Source organism: Oceanobacillus phoenicis, from assembly GCF_047238145.1.
Lineage (GTDB): Bacteria > Bacillota > Bacilli > Bacillales > Amphibacillaceae > Oceanobacillus.
Genome location: NZ_JBDFME010000001.1, coordinates 3709361 through 3727134, shown reverse-complemented (window position 1 = coordinate 3727134; position 17774 = coordinate 3709361). Strand labels below are relative to the sequence as shown.

The 17774-nt window shown below is 35.3% G+C and carries 17 protein-coding genes; 16 read left to right on the top strand and 1 reads right to left on the bottom strand.

Going from position 1 to position 17774, the window contains the following annotated elements:
- The first annotated feature begins 1 nt into the window (after position 1).
- The 10 genes from ABC346_RS18810 to ABC346_RS18765 all read left to right on the top strand — a co-directional run bounded on the left by ABC346_RS18810 (position 2) and on the right by ABC346_RS18765 (position 11979).
- Positions 2-880, top strand: coding sequence for a carbohydrate ABC transporter permease (locus ABC346_RS18810; protein WP_413236309.1), 879 nt, complete (start codon positions 2-4; stop codon positions 878-880).
- Between the two features lie 31 nt (positions 881-911).
- Positions 912-2645, top strand: a complete 1734-nt coding sequence (locus ABC346_RS18805; RefSeq protein WP_413236308.1) for a cache domain-containing sensor histidine kinase — start codon at positions 912-914, stop codon at positions 2643-2645.
- Positions 2646-4202, top strand: coding sequence for a response regulator transcription factor (locus ABC346_RS18800; RefSeq protein WP_413236307.1), 1557 nt, complete (start codon positions 2646-2648; stop codon positions 4200-4202).
- 22 nt (positions 4203-4224) lie between these two features.
- Positions 4225-5664, top strand: coding sequence for a glycoside hydrolase family 1 protein (locus ABC346_RS18795; RefSeq protein ID WP_413236306.1), 1440 nt, complete (start codon positions 4225-4227; stop codon positions 5662-5664).
- A gap of 58 nt (positions 5665-5722) precedes the next feature.
- Entirely contained in the window at positions 5723-6628 is a 906-nt protein-coding gene (locus ABC346_RS18790) for an ROK family protein (protein ID WP_413236305.1), read from the top strand.
- 221 nt (positions 6629-6849) lie between these two features.
- The gene (gene celB, locus ABC346_RS18785; protein WP_413236304.1) at positions 6850-8166 is read left to right on the top strand and encodes a PTS cellobiose transporter subunit IIC; all 1317 of its coding nucleotides are present in this window, start codon (positions 6850-6852) and stop codon (positions 8164-8166) included.
- Between the two features lie 413 nt (positions 8167-8579).
- On the top strand, positions 8580-8624 hold the full coding sequence (locus tag ABC346_RS18780) for an erythromycin resistance leader peptide (RefSeq protein WP_413236579.1): 45 nt from the start codon (positions 8580-8582) through the stop codon (positions 8622-8624).
- A 366-nt stretch (positions 8625-8990) separates the two neighbouring features.
- Complete coding sequence (erm, locus tag ABC346_RS18775; RefSeq protein WP_413236303.1) at positions 8991-9839, top strand: 23S ribosomal RNA methyltransferase Erm; 849 nt, start codon at positions 8991-8993, stop codon at positions 9837-9839.
- Between the two features lie 709 nt (positions 9840-10548).
- A complete protein-coding gene (locus ABC346_RS18770; protein WP_413236302.1) occupies positions 10549-11529 on the top strand; it encodes a tRNA dihydrouridine synthase in 981 nt (326 codons plus the stop codon).
- Positions 11530-11661: 132 nt separating this feature from the next.
- Positions 11662-11979: a CHY zinc finger protein gene (locus ABC346_RS18765; protein WP_413236301.1), complete on the top strand. Its 318-nt coding sequence runs from the start codon at positions 11662-11664 to the stop codon at positions 11977-11979.
- 41 nt (positions 11980-12020) lie between these two features.
- Here the strand turns inward: ABC346_RS18765 and ABC346_RS18760 are convergent, their stop codons facing one another.
- The gene (locus tag ABC346_RS18760; RefSeq protein WP_413236300.1) at positions 12021-12437 is read right to left on the bottom strand and encodes a MerR family transcriptional regulator; all 417 of its coding nucleotides are present in this window, start codon (positions 12435-12437) and stop codon (positions 12021-12023) included.
- 188 nt (positions 12438-12625) lie between these two features.
- Between ABC346_RS18760 and ABC346_RS18755 the strand changes: the two genes are divergently transcribed.
- The 6 genes from ABC346_RS18755 (at position 12626) to ABC346_RS18730 (ending at position 17323) form a co-directional block, all read left to right on the top strand.
- Complete coding sequence (locus ABC346_RS18755; RefSeq protein WP_413236299.1) at positions 12626-13666, top strand: NAD(P)-dependent alcohol dehydrogenase; 1041 nt, start codon at positions 12626-12628, stop codon at positions 13664-13666.
- Between the two features lie 173 nt (positions 13667-13839).
- Positions 13840-14469 carry a class I SAM-dependent methyltransferase gene (locus ABC346_RS18750; protein WP_413236298.1) on the top strand — a complete coding sequence of 210 codons (630 nt, stop codon included), beginning with the start codon at positions 13840-13842 and terminating at the stop codon, positions 14467-14469.
- 124 nt (positions 14470-14593) lie between these two features.
- Positions 14594-15430 carry an intracellular short-chain-length polyhydroxyalkanoate depolymerase gene (gene phaZ / locus ABC346_RS18745; RefSeq protein ID WP_413236297.1) on the top strand — a complete coding sequence of 279 codons (837 nt, stop codon included), beginning with the start codon at positions 14594-14596 and terminating at the stop codon, positions 15428-15430.
- A gap of 85 nt (positions 15431-15515) precedes the next feature.
- On the top strand, positions 15516-16178 hold the full coding sequence (locus ABC346_RS18740; protein ID WP_413236296.1) for a hypothetical protein: 663 nt from the start codon (positions 15516-15518) through the stop codon (positions 16176-16178).
- A gap of 142 nt (positions 16179-16320) precedes the next feature.
- A complete protein-coding gene (locus tag ABC346_RS18735) occupies positions 16321-16791 on the top strand; it encodes an ASCH domain-containing protein (protein ID WP_413236295.1) in 471 nt (156 codons plus the stop codon).
- A gap of 1 nt (position 16792) precedes the next feature.
- Positions 16793-17323 carry a DinB family protein gene (locus tag ABC346_RS18730; protein ID WP_413236294.1) on the top strand — a complete coding sequence of 177 codons (531 nt, stop codon included), beginning with the start codon at positions 16793-16795 and terminating at the stop codon, positions 17321-17323.
- Positions 17324-17774: the final 451 nt, after the last annotated feature.

Here is a 17774-nt window from a genome sequence, read left to right as displayed (position 1 = left end):
AATGGAGTCCACTGTTACTACTGAAGACAATCGCCGCAACAATAACAATGGAAAGATAAAAAAACGGGTCTCAAGAATTATCATCTATACCTTGCTTGGGATATTTGCAATTGTGAATGTCTACCCGATTATCTGGATGGCAATCAACTCATTTAAGTCTGAGCAGGAATTTACGGTCAATCAGTTTGGTTTTCCCAATGAATTTATATTGGATAATTATGCCAATGCATGGGAGATAGCTAATCTTGGTGTGTTGTTCAAAAATAGTATTTTTGTATGTGTGACAGCAACAATCGTCACGGTAATTATTGGGGCATTGGCATCGTATTTCCTAGCTAGATTTAAGTTTAGATTTAATAAGATAATGTATACATTTTTTATATTCGGTTTATTAATTCCGATTCACGCTACGCTCGTTCCGATGTTTATTCTGATGAAAAATCTCGGATTGCTTAATACTGAAATTACACTATTATTCCCGTATGTGGCTTTCCATCTGCCAATTACGATATTTATTTTAACGAGTTTTATGAAAGCTTTTCCAAAGGATATTGAAGAATCGGCAATTATGGATGGCGCTGGGATATTCCGGATCTTTTGGTCGATTATCCTTCCTATGTCAAGACCAGCAATTGCTACGGTTGTTATTCTTAATTTCATCTATAACTGGAATGAGTTTTCTTTTGCATTAGTACTAATTAATGATCCAGCGCTGCAAACATTGCCACTTGGATTAGCTAATTTTGCCGGGCAGTTTACAACCAATTATGGAGCACAGATGGCAGGATTAACGATGTCACTAGTTCCAGTAGTCATCTTCTATTTATTCCTGGAGAAAGAGATTGTGAATGGAATGACATCTGGAGCCGTAAAGGGTTAATGAAGAATTAAATGCTAAAGGACTAGATTGGATGAAGAGATGGGGATTAAAAAGGAAATTCATTACATTTTTCCTGGCATTAATGATACCGATACTGTTTGTTAGTTTATTAATCTATTATCAAACCAGTGTTGCATTGAAGAATCAAGCAATAGAGGAAGCAACAGAAAGACTAAGCAGAAATGAACAAAATTTATTGACCATATTTTCAACAGTAGAATCGATGTCGTCGTATATGATTTATGATCGTAATTTCCGAGAAATTTTTATCTCCGAAGAGAATGAAATGTATCAGCCCGAGTACCAAGAGGCGATGGAAATTATTAAAGGCTATTTTACATTTCAGCTAATATCTAATCCATACATTAATTCCATTTTATTAGAGGGAAGAGATGGCCATTTGGTGGAGCATGGAGAACCAGTTAACGGAGATGAAGAGGAACTGGATAAAGTTGCTGAAGATGCAAATGGTAGCCCAGTATGGAGTAATCCCTATCAAGTAAAAAGTGATTGGAATGATGATAAATATGTCATCAGCTTAACGAGAATAATTAATGATATGAACAATATCAGTGAACAAATCGGGATCGTACGAATACGTTTGGATCAAACGGAATTGTATAACCAAATTGAGGTGCCGTCTCAACAGAGTGACTATTTCATTATTTCTAATACAGGGGAGGTCATCTTACATCCGGATGCGGATCTGGTTGGCAAGCAATTTCCGGACGCAGGCTTGATTGAATGGGTTTTGAGTGGAGAGAAGAAATCATACAGCTATCAGGATGAAGAAAGTCATTTTGTAGTAGTAAGAAACCAACTTACGAATACCGATTGGTTTTCTGTTACTGCTATCGATGAAGATAAGCTTGCTGCGGATTTAACAGAAGTTCGCACATTGATCGGGTTTTTAATTGGTATTCTTTTCCTTGCGGGCATGTTTTTCTTTATCTTCTTTTATCATTCTAATATTAAACGGATACTAGAATTGACTAAACAGACAAAGCAAGTGGAAACAGGGAATTTTACTGCAAGTGTCGATGTAGATTCTAATGATGAAATTGGGAAACTAGGTTACCGTTTTAATAAAATGGTTAAAACTATTCAAAAACATATTGATACAGAATATCGATTAAAAATAAAGCAGAAAGAGTCGGAACTTAAAGTCTTACAGAATCAAATAAATCCACATTTTCTGTATAACACACTTGATATGATCCGTTGGAATGCAAGACTGGAAAATGCACCAGAAACTGGTCAACTGATAGAACGGCTTTCAAAAATATTTCGCATGAATCTAAATAATGGAAAATCCTTAGTAAAGTTCGAGGAAGAAGTGGAATATAGTCAGGCTTATCTCGAACTACAAAAGAAACGATTAGGTGAAAAACTTGATTATCAACTTGTGATGGAGGAGCAACTTAAAGGCTATTATGTTATGAAACAAATGATACAACCTTTAATCGAGAATAGTATTCAACATGGTTTTAAGAACCTTCCGAGACAGGGTATGATTCGGATTCATTGTTACCGTGATGAAAATCAAGCAGTAATAGATGTTATCGATAATGGTTGGGGATTTAATGAACATAAGAAGAACGGTGAGTTACGTGCTGGATATGCCTTGAAAAATCTGAACGATCGACTCTCTCTTGTTTTTGGGAAATCTTATGGGCTAAGTATTTTGGATTCAGGTGAAGGTGCATTCCTTCGTATGACCTTACCACTATTAAACGAGGATAAATCAAAAGAATTAGGTGATTAGATGTCGTCATACAGAATATTGATTGTCGATGATGAACCGATAATTCGATTAGGTCTTCAGCAAACCATACCATGGGGGAAATATCAGATAGAAAAGGTCGAGACAGCATGTGATGGATTGGATGCTATTCGAAAAATTGAAGAGTTAGGCGGTATCGATCTTGTGTTATCTGATGTGCGCATGCCGAACATGGATGGATTACAATTAGCATCCTATTTACACAAAAACCAACCACAAACAAAAACGATGCTCATTAGTGGGTACGATGAGTTCGCATACGCGAAAAAAGCAATCCAGTCAGGTGTAAAGGATTACTTATTAAAACCGGTGGACATAAATGAACTGGAATCAAAAGTGAATAGTCTTATATATGAATTAGAAGCAGAACAAAATGTGAAAAACGAAATTAGACAAAAGGAAATAAAGAATATTATTTATCAGCAGATTTATCATTTCCCACAAGAGACTGTAAATCTTAATAGATATCCAGATAACAGGATTTATCCATTTATTAGTTCGGTAAAAGAGTACGAAAAACAAACTGGTAAACTGTCTGAACAAGATCTAGCATGCTTTAACCAACAATGGAAAGGAACGATTGAGCAAACGACAGAAAAACTCGGATTTGACGCTGTATCGATTTTTGTTCATCGCAATCAATTGCTTACCTGTTTGATAGAACCAATAGATTCTGAAATTAATCCAATTCAAGTAGCTGAGATAATCACTCATACACACTCCAATTCTTTTATATGGAGTGATTCGGTTATTAAAGTGATGGATTTAAAAGACAAATATAATCAGCTGAAAACTGTCTATGACTATTTACCGTTAACCAGAGAACGTGATGTAATTTTCTCCAATTATCAAATGGACCGACCTGATAGCCAAATTTACCCTTTCGAAGTAGAGAAGGAATTGATAGATACGTTATTCCATAGGAAACCAATACAGCATAACCAAGTCGAAAACTGGATATCTGCTTTATTTGACCACTTTCGAAGCCATTCATTTCTTCTTCAAGAAGTACAAGACGCATGTAGCCATATGTTAAGCGGGATTATAAAGGAATACGAAGTGCTACTTGGTGAAATATCTGTAAAGTTAGATTGTCATTTCTTCAAAGAACTGGATCTTATTCTTTTTAATTCGTATTCTTCTTTACAACATTTATTTGAACAGGATGTAGAGCTGATTATGAAAAAGCTTGCTTATCATAAGGTTGAAAAAGCAGATTGGTTGATTAGCCAAGCAGAGGGTTACATCAAGGAATATTTTCGTACAACAATAAAAGTGCAGGAAGTTGCGGATGTCGTAAATGTGTCATCCAATTATTTTAGTACTCTATTTAAACAGAAAACAGGAGAAAATTTCAATGAATATGTCAACAAATTAAGGGTAGATGAAGCTAAATCATTGCTCATAAATACCCCTTTTAAAGTAAGCGAAATCTCAAAACAAGTAGGTTTTCAGGAGTATAAATATTTTGTCAGTGTATTTAAGAAGTTTTCTGGATTAACTCCAACGAATTACCGGAAATTAACTGCAATTGAGTAGAAGCTACAAAGGAGGAGTTTGAATGGAAAATGTAACAATAAAGGTGCCGCGTAATTTTATGCTAGGGGCAGCAGTTTCAGCGTGGCAGACAGAGGGATGGAGTGGAAAGAAGGACTCTCAGGACTCCTATTTGGACATCTGGTATAAAAACAATAAACATGTTTGGCATAATGGGTACGGTCCTGCCGGAGCAACGAATTTCTATGAGAGGTATGAGGAAGATATTCATTATATGAAAGAAATAGGATTAACGCATTTTCGGACATCGATTAATTGGTCACGTTTTTTAGTAGATTATGAGAATGCTGTTGTGGATGAGGAATATGCAGCGTACGTGGATGATGTTATTGAAAAATTAATACAAAACGGTGTAGAGCCAATGATCTGTTTGGAGCATTATGAGGTTCCGGCTGTTTTATTTGAAAAATATGGAGCTTGGGAGTCAAAGCATGTAGTGGAATTATTTGTACAATATGCTAGAAAAGTTTTTGAACGGTATGGAGACAAGGTAAAGCACTGGTTTACTTTCAATGAACCAATTGTGGTACAGACTCGTGTTTATTTAGATGCTATTCGCTGGCCGTTTGAACAAAACACAAAAAAATGGATGCAGTGGAACTACAATAAAGGGTTGGCGACAGCTAAGGTAGTAAAACTATTCAAAGAGATGCAGCTTAAAGAAAAAAGTGGAGCGAAAATAGGCGTTATCTTAAATCCAGAGGTCACCTATGCACGTTCAACTGCCGCACATGATCAACAAGCAGCAAAGATGTATGATTTGTTTTTCAATCGTGTATTTCTCGATCCCTCGATTAAAGGCGAATACCCGGAGGAATTATTTGATGTAATGAAGAAACATGAGATTACATTTGATTATACGGAAGAAGAGTTAGCTTTGATTAAGGATAATACGGTTGATTATGTCGGGTTAAATTTATATTTTCCACACCGAGTTAAAGCACGTACAGCCGCGTGGAATGAACAGACCCCATTTCATCCTGCATATTATTATGAAATGTTTGAACTTCCAGGAAAGAAAATGAATCCCTATCGTGGGTGGGAAATATATCCGCAAATTATGTATGATATGGGAATTCGGATGAAAGAGGAATATGGCAATATCGAATGGTTTATTGCGGAAAATGGGATGGGAGTAGAAAACGAGAAAAGATTTAAGGATGCCTCTAATATAATTCAGGATAATTATCGAATCGAATTTATTCGTGAGCATTTGAAATGGTTATTAAAGGCAGTAGAAGAAGGTGTAAATTGTAAAGGTTATATGCTTTGGGCATTTACCGATAATGTATCACCGATGAATGCTTTTAAAAATAGATATGGATTAGTAGAAATTGATTTGGAAGATAATCGTAATCGCCATTTAAAAAAATCTGCTTATTGGTATAAACAACTAATAGAATCAAGGAAATTTGAAGCAGAAAATGATGAGAATTTTAAATAGACAAGCAATTAATTTTTACTAGTAGAAGATTTTAGAAAAATTGTTAAGGGGTGGATAAATGGATAGGTATCTAGCGTTCGATATTGGTGGAACCTTTTTGAAATATGGGGTGGTAGCTGAGGATATGACAGTGTTAGAAACGAATAAAGTGAAGACTCCTGACTCATTGGAAGGTTTATTACGTGCGATGGAAGAAATCTCACATTTATATAAAGAAGTGAAGGGAGTGACGGTGAGCTGTCCAGGAGCAGTATCGGATGAAGGGATCATAAAAGGCTCGAGTGCACTGAATTATTTACATGGACCAAATATAAGGCATTTAATAGAAGAACGGCTAAACGTACCTATTTTTATGGAGAATGATGCACACTGTGCAGGCTATGCAGAATTTTGGAAAGGGGCTGCAAAAGGGAAGAAAGACGTATTAGTTATGGTGCTAGGAACTGGCATTGGTGGTGCTGTATTTAAAAATGCAGAGCTCCATAAGGGAGCAAATCTGCATGGTGGAGAGTTTGGCTATATGCTTTTGAATTCAAATATTCAAGATAGTAATGATGTGTGGAGCAGAGTAGCTTCAACAAAGGCGTTAGTGCGAGTAGTCGCTGAAAGGAAGAATATTGCTGTAGATTCCCTTTCCGGTGAGCAAATTTTTAGCATGGCAGAGGAAGGAGATGAGGTATGTTTACAAGCATTAGATAGATTCTATCATCTATTAGCAGTAGGCATTTATAATCTCCAATATATGTACGATCCAGAAGTTATCTTACTTGGTGGAGGAATTAGCGCCAGGGAGGATTTAATTGAAAAAATTGATGAAAAGCTGGATGGAATTTTGGCAGCAGTAGATTTAGCGAAGGTCAAACCTAAAGTAGCAGCTTGCAAATTTAAACAGAATGCCAATTTAATAGGTGCTGTATATGGTTGGTTGAAAAAATTTAATCATTCGAAGGTAGCTCCTATTTAATGGATTGCTGCTGGTTAAATGTTAATAGACGCTTTGAAGCGAAGCTTGTTGAAATTGTTGAATAGCAGATGTCTGGCATGGCTGAAGATGGAGAAGTAATAGATGAATTCAAACCATCGTGAGTCTTAATCACTTTAACGGATAATTATAATCATATCGTGGTCAGAAATAGACATTGGGTTTTACTAGTATAAATAAAAGATATACAAAGGGAGTTTAAAATGGAAAACAGCAAATTTATGCAGTTTATGGAACGATTCTTTTTACCAATTGCAGATAAGCTCAATAACAATCGTTACTTAGGTGCTTTGCGTGATGGATTTATGGTAGCATTGCCTATCATTATCTTTGGATCAATTTTTGTCGTTATTGCTAATATCCCATTTTTAGATCAATTACTAAGTGAAGATGCTTACAATGCATATAAAGATGCACTCGGACCAGCATCAGCTGCCACGTTATCGATTATGGGGATGTTTGTCATTGTTGGAATTGCCTATAAACTGACAGCCTATTATGATGGTGACGCTATTTATGGAGGAGTTACTGCATTAGCATCTTTCCTCATTTTGACACCTCAAGTTCTAGAAGATGTTACAGGAGTAATTCCGACATCAAGTTTAGGAGCGGAAGGACTTTTTCTTGGAATCTTAACGGCATTTATTTCGACAGAGATCTTTCGATTTTTTGTAAAGAAAAATTGGATGATTAAGATGCCACCAGGTGTTCCAGAAGCAGTATCAAGGTCGTTTAGTTCTTTAATTCCAATTTCGTTTACACTGTCTATATTTTTGTTAATTCGTATTCTTTTTAGCATCACACCTTTTGAAACGATACAAAACTTTATTTATTCTGTTATTCAAGAACCAATAACAGCATTGGGAAGTGGATTGCCTGCAGCGATCATTGCAGTCCTTTTAATCCAAGTTTTTTGGTTCTTTGGTTTACATGGTCAAATCATCGTAAATTCAATAATGGATCCAATTTGGATGACGTTATCTTTAGAAAACTATGAAGCATATCAAGCCGGTGAAGAAAGACTGCATATCGTAAACAACCAATTTATCGATACATTTATTGTTGGCATGGGCGGATCAGGAATGACAATGGCAGTTATCCTTGGTCTATTTATAGTAGCTAAAAGTAGGCAATTAAAGCAGCTCGGTAAGATTGGTGGTCCGCCTTCGGTATTTAATGTAAATGAACCGATTATATTTGGGTTACCCATCATTCTTAATCCGTTAGTTTTGATACCTTGGTTATTAGCACCAGTTGTTATTACAATTGTTACTTATTTTTCCATGTCGATCGGTCTTGTTCCCGTTTCTACTGGAGTCCATGTTCCTTGGACAACGCCAATCTTCATCGGTGGAATGCTGACAACAAATTCGATAGCTGGTGGAATTATGCAATTAGTGAACCTAGTAATTGTTACGCTTATTTGGATTCCTTTTCTAAAATTATTGGATAAGCGGTATTTTAATGAGGAATTGGTAGGCGCGGGTAAGGAAATTGCAGCAGGTAAAGATAAAGAATGATTGGTCTTGCTTAAGAATACTATGGGGAAGATCGATCTTTTAATAGTATAACGAAAGAGAAGAGAAAAGCCTTGCGTCGGGTGGTTCCCCAAAAAATGTTAGAGTTTTTATTAGGCAGCTGATTGGCTGGATTGAGTTCGATATTCTACTGGACTCAATCCAGTCGATTTTTCTTTTACCAGTAGTTGGTAAGAAATCTACCCGAATGCTGAAAGGGGGATTAGGGATTAGTAAAAAAAATGATATAATTGTCCATTTTAATGCTTACAATAGGTGAATCCTTTTGTAATAAATGGCTATTAACAAAGGAGCTAGATAATAAAATTAAAAGTTAAAATGTTTTGACTTATTACGGCAAGCTTGCTATAATTTATGATATATATTTAAAACGTTATTAGGAGGATTATTAAAAAATGATACATTATATGAGACTACGTTTCCCAACTTTGAACAAGTAATTGAATAAGTTCAAAGGCTCTGTTGTGTGATACAGAGTAAACGGGAGTAGTCTGTCCTTTTTTAATAATCTTCGTTTCATATTAGAAATACATGTAATTTGTCATTAATGGCATTACATGTATTTCTAATACTATCGTTGATCAGTGAACAACGTTAGTATAAAATATGTAATGTTTAAAAGAAAGGCGGATTGTTCTGCCTTTCTTTATTTATGCCTAATTTACCTTCTTATGTTACAAAAAAGAAGGTTTCTTTGCTGATGGTTTCCAATAACCACTAACTTAATAAGGATGTGGCGTCTTCTCTTTACTCTTAATCACAGGCAGATTACCTGTGATTTTTTATTTTAGAAAGGAAGAGAAGATATGACCAAAAAAATTAATAAAAATAATGGGAAAAAATTGAGCCGTGTGGAACCTCCTAACTTTTCAGGTCAGCATTTAATGCATAATAAAAGGCTGCTTCATGAAATTGTCGACAGAGCAAATGTAAGTCAAAAAGACACTGTCTTAGAGTTAGGAGCTGGAAAAGGAGCTTTAACAACTATAATAAATCAACGAGCAGGTAAGGTTTTGGCGGTTGAGTTTGATGCCAAGTTTGTAAACATCCTAAAGCGAAAAACAGCAGAAAATCCTAATACCAAAATTATTCATCAGGATATTATGAAGATTCATTTGCCAAAAGAGAAGTTTATCGTTGTGTCAAATATTCCTTACTCTATTACAACACCCATTATGAAAAAGCTTTTAAATAAACCTTCGAGTGGTTTTCAATATGGGGTTATTGTTATGGAAAAGGGGGCGGCCAAACGCTTTACTTCAAAGTCAGTCAAAGATTATTACGTCTTATCTTGGAGAATGTGGTTTGAAATATGTTACGTAAAAAGCATATCCAGAAACAACTTTTCTCCACCGCCCAAAGTAGATTCCGCGATAATCACAATAACTAGAAAAAAAGAGCCATTAATACCCAACAAGTATTATTCAGTTTTCCTTGGGCTGGCACAACATGCCCTAAAACAACCCGAGGCTACTATTGGTATTGCATTAAAAGGGATATTTACCCATCTACAGTTGAAACACTTAAGAAGGAATTTGGGTATCACGAATGAAACCCCAATAAGGTTACTAACGGCTACTCAATGGGGGAGTGTTTTCAATACGATGATTAAATATGTCCGACGACCTTTATGGCCGAGAGTAAAGAAGAAATAAATTTGAAAGGATCATAGTGATTTTTAAGCAATATGTACAATTCAATTAAAGGGTTTGAGGCAAACCGTAAGACTTACCCTAATAAATAGGAGAGCGGCCTCTGAAAATGAACTAATTCAACAGTCAGAAATTTCACCAGGGTATGAGGCGATATTAGAATGGCCACTTGAAGAACATCCGATAATTTGTTATAGGCTTATGGCACGGGGACATTCATCTGAGACAAACACAATATGTTGTATATTTGAATTCGCCCCGGCTAATAAGGTTTTACTTTAACTCTTGTACACTCCCAGTTCCAATTCAAAAGAGAAGAAAAAAGCCCTAAAGCCCTGCTACAACGCAGGGCTTTTTAGCATAATAGTAAGTTTTCTGGTGGTTAAGTTGTTCATTGTTTTTAGTCTATTGCAGTTCCTTGTCATTTCCTACAAAAGAATATTTCTAGGTATGTAATTTAACATTTTTTCCTTAAACCCTTTTTCTAAATCCCTAAAGGAAAAACATGAAGGTAGGTTTCGTATTTATCCAATGTCCTTTATAATATAATAGTACTCTATCCAAAGTCGCATTAGTGGCGATTATTGGCAGGGTTTATTTTAGGCAATCCGTTTGTTTAACTTACGGAAAAATGATATAAGTGAAAAAGAAGAAAAGATATATTGGGATAAGGGTTAACTATAACCCACAATGAGAGGATTGAAATGTAACAATGATAGATAATTTTTGGCGTGATTTACCACGTCCATTTTTTGTACTTGCACCAATGGAAGATGTGACGGATGTTGTTTTTCGTCATGTAGTGACAGAAGCAGCTAGGCCGGATGTGTTTTTTACGGAGTTTACCAATTCAGAGAGTTATTGCCATCCAGATGGAAAACAGAGCGTGCGCGGACGCTTAACATTTACGGAAGATGAACAACCAATTGTCGCTCATATATGGGGAGATAAACCAGAGTACTTCCGGCAAATGAGTATCGGTATGGCAGAGATGGGATTTAAAGGTTTAGATATTAATATGGGTTGTCCTGTAGCAAATGTAGCAGGGAATGGAAAAGGTTCCGGTCTTATTAATCGCCCAGAGGTCGCTGCTGAATTAATACAAGCAGCTAAAGCTGGAGGGTTGCCTGTAAGTGTGAAGACAAGGCTTGGTTACACGTATATCGATGAATGGAAAGAATGGCTGAAACATGTATTGGAACAAGATATTGTCAATTTGTCGATCCATCTTCGTACGAGAAAAGAAATGAGCAAGGTAGATGCTCATTGGGAGTTAATTCCGGAGATTAAAAAGCTTCGTGATGAGATTGCTCCAGATACCCTATTAACTATCAATGGGGATATTCCTGACCGCCAAACTGGCTTGAAACTTGTAGAAGATTACGGTGTGGATGGAGTAATGATTGGACGAGGTGTGTTTAAGAATCCTTTTGCTTTTGAGAAGGAGCAGAAAGAGCATAGCAGTCAAGAAATGCTTGACCTTTTACGATTACATTTGGACCTTCATGATAAATATGATGAATTAGAATCACGTTCTTTTAAACCACTTCATCGTTTCTTCAAGATTTATGTTAAAGGGTTTAGGGGTGCAAGTGAGTTAAGAAATCAAATGATGAATACTAAATCAACTGCAGAAGTGCGTGCATTACTTGATAACTTTGAGATAGAAAATGCGGTTGAAGTAGAGCAGTAGACAGATCTACTTAGCAAAAAAGGCTGAAAATCATAATTCCAGCCTTTTTTGCTATACAATGCTTGTGAAGTGAAACTACATTAGAATGAGAGATTATTACAGTCAAAGGATCAATTTATAGGAGGCTGCATAGTGATAAAAGTCTATGGGAAGGTTGTCGACGATCAATCTCGTTGTGAACACTATCATTCTGAGAAAGATATTATCAGTATTAAATTTAAATGTTGCAATACTTACTATCCTTGTTATAAGTGCCATCAAGAGTGTGAAAATCATGAAATAGAAAGACGGCAAAAAGAAGACTTTGATGAAAAAGCTATCTTATGTGGTGTTTGTCAGACGGAATTAACGATTAATGAGTACATGAATGTGAGCTCCTGTAAAAATTGTCATGCATCATTTAACGAAAATTGTCAATTACATTATCATCTTTATTTTGATTATAACTAATAAGAGAACCCGCCTACTGTGAAAAAGATAGGTGGGTTCTGTTAGTTAGTAGAGTAAATATCTAATTTTTTGTTTTTATGAATATCTTCTGTTCCTGCATCTAAGGCAGTCTTATAATAATCGCATTTATGATCGATAATTGCCATTGTTTTAGTTAATTCTTCTAATTGAGCTTCTACATTTGCTTTTCTTTCTACAAATAAATCATATCTTTGTTGCAAAGTAGCATCGCCTTCTCCACACCAATCTATAAAATTTTTAATTTCTTTAATTGGCATTCCAGTGGATTTGAGACACTCGATAATGTGTAAAGCTTCAATATCTGCGTCCTTAAACAATCGTGTCCCATTGTCTTTTCTCTCTACAAAAGGCAATAAGCCTTCCTTGTCATAATAACGTAGTGTATATACAGTGAGATTCAGTTTATTTGCAACTTCGCTAATAGAATATGTTTTCATTATAAATCCTCCTTAGTTAGATTTAGATTTCGAGTTAACTCTAGGATTTTGACATAGTCTAACATATTATATTTTGATGGTCAAAATTAACTGATTTCTAAAAATAACTGATGAATCTATTGACTTCGAGTTAACTATAACGTTTACGATGAATATGTAAATAAACTAGAAATTTAGGAGGTTCTTTAATGTATACTGCTAAAGCAAGAGCTGTTGATGGGCCGCATCAACCATTTCACGCAACGGAAATTAAACGACGCAACCTGGATTCACATGATGTTCTAATTGAAATTAAGTATTCGGGTATATGCCATTCAGACATTCATACTGCTCATGGTGAATGGGGAGAAGTAAATTATCCTCTAGTACCAGGACATGAAATTGCTGGGGTAGTATCAGATGTTGGACCTGAAGTTACTAAATATAAGATTGGTGACCGAGTGGGCGTCGGATGTATGGTTGACTCTTGTGGTGAATGTGAAAATTGCCGCAGAGGAGAAGAGCAATACTGTCATCAAGGAAATATTCAAACCTATGGTGGTGTTGATAAATATGGTGAACCAACCCAAGGAGGTTATTCTACTCATATTGTCGTAACAGAGGATTTTGTACTCAGAATTCCTGATAATATCGACTTGGATGTTGCAGCACCATTACTCTGTGCTGGTATTACAACATATTCTCCACTTAATCATTGGAATGCTGGGCCAGGGAAGAAAGTAGCTGTAATCGGTATGGGCGGCCTTGGCCATATGGCTGTTAAGATTGCGCACGCCAAGGGAGCAGAAGTTACTGTTCTATCCAGAACATTAAATAAAAAAGAAGATGGACTTCAATTCGGTGCAGAAAGCTATTATGCAACTAGTGATCCAGAAACATTTGAAAAACTTGCAGGATCATTTGACTTAATTATAAACACGGTAAGTGCTAAGCTTGATATGGATGCTTATTTGAGTCTTTTAAATCTGGATGGTGCGTTGGTAAATGTTGGTGCGCCGGCAGAACCATTGTCACTTAATGTATTCTCCCTCATCGGACATCGCCGTTCATTCGCGGGTTCTTTAATTGGAGGCATTCGAGAAACTCAAGAAATGTTAGACTTCTGTGCTGAGCATCATATTGTTCCAAAAATCGAAGTGATTTCTGCTGATCAAATTGATGAAGCATACAAACGCGTATTAGCTTCAGATGTAAAATATCGTTTCGTTATTGATGTCAGCACAATTTAAATTTAATATTTGAAAGATAAGGTGTTCTATAAGCATTGCTTATGGGACATCTTTTTTTTGTGAAGATTAATGGACAATGCTTCAATCTTTACAAAAATTTCAACTAAAATTATAGTTATTAAAGAGTAATTATATCTTTAATTAATTTCAAGTATAAAGGAGATAGAACTATAATGGAATTCTGGGAAGCAAGCTTTTTAGAAAAACAAGTGATGTGGGGATATGAACCAACTGATTCTGCTATTAAAGCAAAAGACATCTTTATTGATAAAAGTGTAAAGAATATTTTATTACCAGGGATTGGATATGGACGAAATGCAAAAGTATTTATAGAAAAAGGAATAGATGTTACCGGAATAGAAATATCCAAAACAGCAATCGATCTCGCTAGAAAAAATGGGCTAGATATCCCTATTTTTCACGGTCCTGTGAGGGATATGCCTTTTAATAACAAGCAATACGATGGGATATTTTCTCATGCATTGATCCACTTACTTAATCAAGAGGAAAGACTACAATTTCTCCAAGATTGTTATAATCAATTAAAACCAAATGGATATATGATTTTTACTACAGTCTCTAAAGAAGCCCCCATGTATGGTAAAGGCAAACAATTGGATAAAGATTACTATGAAACAAAGGATGGCGTAAAATTGTATTTTTATGATGCTGAATCCATCGATCAGGATTTTAAAGACTATGGGTTAGTAGATTCTTTTGAAGTGGAAGAGCCTAATAAAGATAGTGATAATAAACCTTCGATGAAATTTACGATGATTATTTGTAGGAAAGATGAAAAGTAAGATTAGGCAGCTTTGGAAAAATAAGCTGCTTTTTCATCTGTAATACTCTATTCTTGTCTTTTTGCAATTCATTTCTATGGAGAAGTGGAATATAATAAACAGTGAAAGCCAGGGAGGGGATTGAATGAATGTTAAGATAACTAATGGAGAAACAATACATTACCAAAAGAGAGTTAGTGGAGAAAATATACTCTTATTGATACATGGCAATTTTGCCTCTTCAGATCATTGGGATATTTTAATGGAACAATTACCTAAGGAATATACGATATATGCCATAGATTTACGTGGTTATGGAAAATCTACGTATCATACACCAATAGATTCTTTTAACGATTTTGCGGAAGACATTAGATTATTTTGTGATGTATTACATATTCAAAAGTGTCATGTAATGGGTTGGTCTAATGGTGGAGGTGTGGCTATGCAATTTGCAGCTAATTATCCAACAAGGGTGAAATCAATAATTCTACTTAATTCTATTTCTACCAAAGGTTATCCAGCATTAAATTCGAATGGAGAAAGAATGACCACAAGGGAGGAAATTTCAGCTGATCCAATGATCAATAGAATGCTTCAAGCACAAAAGAACAAAGAAAAATCATTTTTTGAAGCTGCTTTGTTACAGCTAATGTTTGTTATTAAAAAACCGGCAGAAAGTAGATTTAAGAAATATATCGAAGCAGCTCTGAATCAGCGGAATATAATTGATGTAGCTAATGCGGCAAATCAATTTAATATAAGTGGCGGCTTAAAAAATATCACTTCTCCAATTCTTATTTTATGGGGGAGGCATGATTTAATGGTTCCCGAGAAAATGACATTAGAACTAGTGAATGAAATGAAAGAGAACAGTGTATCTTTTATTTATAAACAACTGAATACAGGGCATGCTCCATTGGTTGATGATATTGACAGCATCATTTCAGAATTAGATTCTTTTTTAGATATAACTTCTTAAATTCGTTTACTACAATATCAATCTTAGTTATAGTTAGATTATCATTAAAAGATTGACTTTTCGAAAAAATTGAAGAGGTGAATAATTGAACAGGAGTAAATTGCTATTTATTATCATTACACTATATATGTTTATAATTTCTTATTTCATTTCAAAAACTATCTATCTCTTTTTTACAACTCACATAGAAAATTGGAATAGTTTGATAGATATTATCGCGATAATATTAGTGGTAGTAATTTTCCTCCCATTTTCCATATTTATATCTGAAAAATTAACTAGTTTTATTATGAAAACAAAGCTTGTAGAGCAAAAAGTATACCCCACTATGATTACGTTACTAATAATAATACCAATCATTATCTTTTCATTCACCGTGTTTCATGAATATAAAATAAAAAGTTTAGAAGAATTACTCGAATATGATCAATCCAGTTTTGAAGCCGTTTTCGTCAATCATCAAGAGATAACAGAAGATTATCAAGCCGCTGAAGAGATAGTGGAATTTCTTAGTCAATACCAAGTGAAGAAGATGAACGATCGAGAGTGGAGCTCGGATGTTAGTAAAGAGGATGGTTTTATGATTGAAATTAGGACCGAAAATGAGATCGTCATGGCTAGTATTTATGAAAATCGATTAATGTCGTTAAATAATAACGGTGACTATTATAAAGTAGCGAATGGTCCAATCGAGATACAATGGATGTATGATTATATAAAAGGTTTTGATGAAGAAGTCTCGCGGTGACATTTAGACAGACATTAGTAGTTTTGCTTTGGAGTAGTGTGAAGAACATACCAAATTGCTGAAATTACATAATCAGGTTAAGGTAGAAGGGGTTCTTTAGAAATAAAAATAAGTAAGATAAATTTGACGAAGGATGATATAAATGGATGAACAATCGGTAAAGGATATATGGAATAAATATATAAGAATACAAGCTGATGCTCCCGATTTTGATGAAGTAGATGTGTGGGCTTTTGGAGATGCCCCAGATCATGCTGACGGGTTGGCAAAATTGGTAATGGAAGGGAAGAAGACGGCTACCTCATCGAGCTATAGAAACTATCTAGTGGATGGCGATTCCTTGCCTGTAAGAGGGCTGCACAATATTATTCTCAATGGTGATGGAGAGGCAGTTGCAATCATTGTTACGACAGATGTAGAAATAGTACCTTATCATGAAGTAACAGAAGAACATGCTTATTTAGAAGGAGAAGGAGATCGCTCTTTACGGTATTGGCAAGAGGTTCATGAAGCCTTTTTTACTAGGGAGCTAAAACAAATTGATCAAGAATTTAGTGATGACATTCCAGTAGTTTGTGAAAGATTTGAATTAGTTTATAAAATGAGTGATTGATATGAAAGATAAGAGAGAAGTAATAGATCACTATAAGCAATCAATAGAGTTTGCTATGTTTTTAAAAGATATCGATAACATAACGTGGAGAGCACAAATTGATAAAGGCAAGTGGACGATAGCAGAAGTTTTAGGACACCTTATTCCGTGGGATGAGTTTGTAATACATAAGCGAGTCCCTTATTTTATGCAAAATAGCATCTTCCCAAAAGGGCCCAATGTTGAAGAGATGAATAAATCATCTGCTTTGAACGCAAGAAAAAATTCTCAAACACAAACTATTAATGCATTTGTTCAAGGAAGAAGAGAATTAATAAATGCAATTAGTTCAATTTCGTCTGACATGTGGAGTAAGGAGATAGTTATTGGGACATCCAAGTTAATATTATCTGATTATTTTACGGGTTTGGCTAAACATGATCTTCATCATTTTAATCAAATATATATTGTCCTTAATGAGAGGAAGAAGTACATTGAAAAAATGGAAGACTTCCCAGAATTAAAGAAGAGAAACAAATACGGTAACTCATAGAGTAGATGAACGCCCAGAATTAGGGAAGAGAAACAAAAATGGTAACTCATAGAGTGGATGAACGCTCAGAATTAAAGAAGAGGATCAAATACGGTAACTCATAGAGTAGATGAGCGCCCAGAATTAGGGAAGAGAAACAAATTTGGTAAGTCATAAAGCTGATGAGCGCCCAGGATTGGGAAAAGAAACAAATACGGTAACTCATAGAGTGGATGAGCGCCCAGGATTAGGAAAGAGAAACAAATACGGTAACTCATAGAGTGGATGAGCGCCCAGGATTAGGAAAGAGAAACAAATACGGTAACTCATAGAGTGGATGAGCGCCCAGGATTGGGAAAGAGAAACAAATACGGTAACTCATAGAGTGGATGAGCGCCCAGAATTAGGGAAGAGAAACAAAAATGGTAACTCATAAAGCTGATGAGCGCCCAGAATAAAAGAAGAGAATCAA

What these genes read in the sequence shown, in the direction of transcription:
- ABC346_RS18810 (WP_413236309.1), top strand. Translation starts at nt 2, where the DNA reads ATGGAGTCCACTGTTACTACTGAAGACAATCGCCGCAACAATAACAAT.
- ABC346_RS18805 (WP_413236308.1), top strand. Translation starts at nt 912, where the DNA reads ATGAAGAGATGGGGATTAAAAAGGAAATTCATTACATTTTTCCTGGCA.
- ABC346_RS18800 (WP_413236307.1), top strand. Translation starts at nt 2,646, where the DNA reads ATGTCGTCATACAGAATATTGATTGTCGATGATGAACCGATAATTCGA.
- ABC346_RS18795 (WP_413236306.1), top strand. Translation starts at nt 4,225, where the DNA reads ATGGAAAATGTAACAATAAAGGTGCCGCGTAATTTTATGCTAGGGGCA.
- ABC346_RS18790 (WP_413236305.1), top strand. Translation starts at nt 5,723, where the DNA reads ATGGATAGGTATCTAGCGTTCGATATTGGTGGAACCTTTTTGAAATAT.
- celB (WP_413236304.1), top strand. Translation starts at nt 6,850, where the DNA reads ATGGAAAACAGCAAATTTATGCAGTTTATGGAACGATTCTTTTTACCA.
- erm (WP_413236303.1), top strand. Translation starts at nt 8,991, where the DNA reads ATGACCAAAAAAATTAATAAAAATAATGGGAAAAAATTGAGCCGTGTG.
- ABC346_RS18770 (WP_413236302.1), top strand. Translation starts at nt 10,549, where the DNA reads ATGATAGATAATTTTTGGCGTGATTTACCACGTCCATTTTTTGTACTT.
- ABC346_RS18760 (WP_413236300.1), bottom strand. Translation starts at nt 12,437, where the DNA reads ATGAAAACATATTCTATTAGCGAAGTTGCAAATAAACTGAATCTCACT.
- ABC346_RS18755 (WP_413236299.1), top strand. Translation starts at nt 12,626, where the DNA reads ATGTATACTGCTAAAGCAAGAGCTGTTGATGGGCCGCATCAACCATTT.
- ABC346_RS18750 (WP_413236298.1), top strand. Translation starts at nt 13,840, where the DNA reads ATGGAATTCTGGGAAGCAAGCTTTTTAGAAAAACAAGTGATGTGGGGA.
- phaZ (WP_413236297.1), top strand. Translation starts at nt 14,594, where the DNA reads ATGAATGTTAAGATAACTAATGGAGAAACAATACATTACCAAAAGAGA.
- ABC346_RS18735 (WP_413236295.1), top strand. Translation starts at nt 16,321, where the DNA reads ATGGATGAACAATCGGTAAAGGATATATGGAATAAATATATAAGAATA.
- ABC346_RS18730 (WP_413236294.1), top strand. Translation starts at nt 16,793, where the DNA reads ATGAAAGATAAGAGAGAAGTAATAGATCACTATAAGCAATCAATAGAG.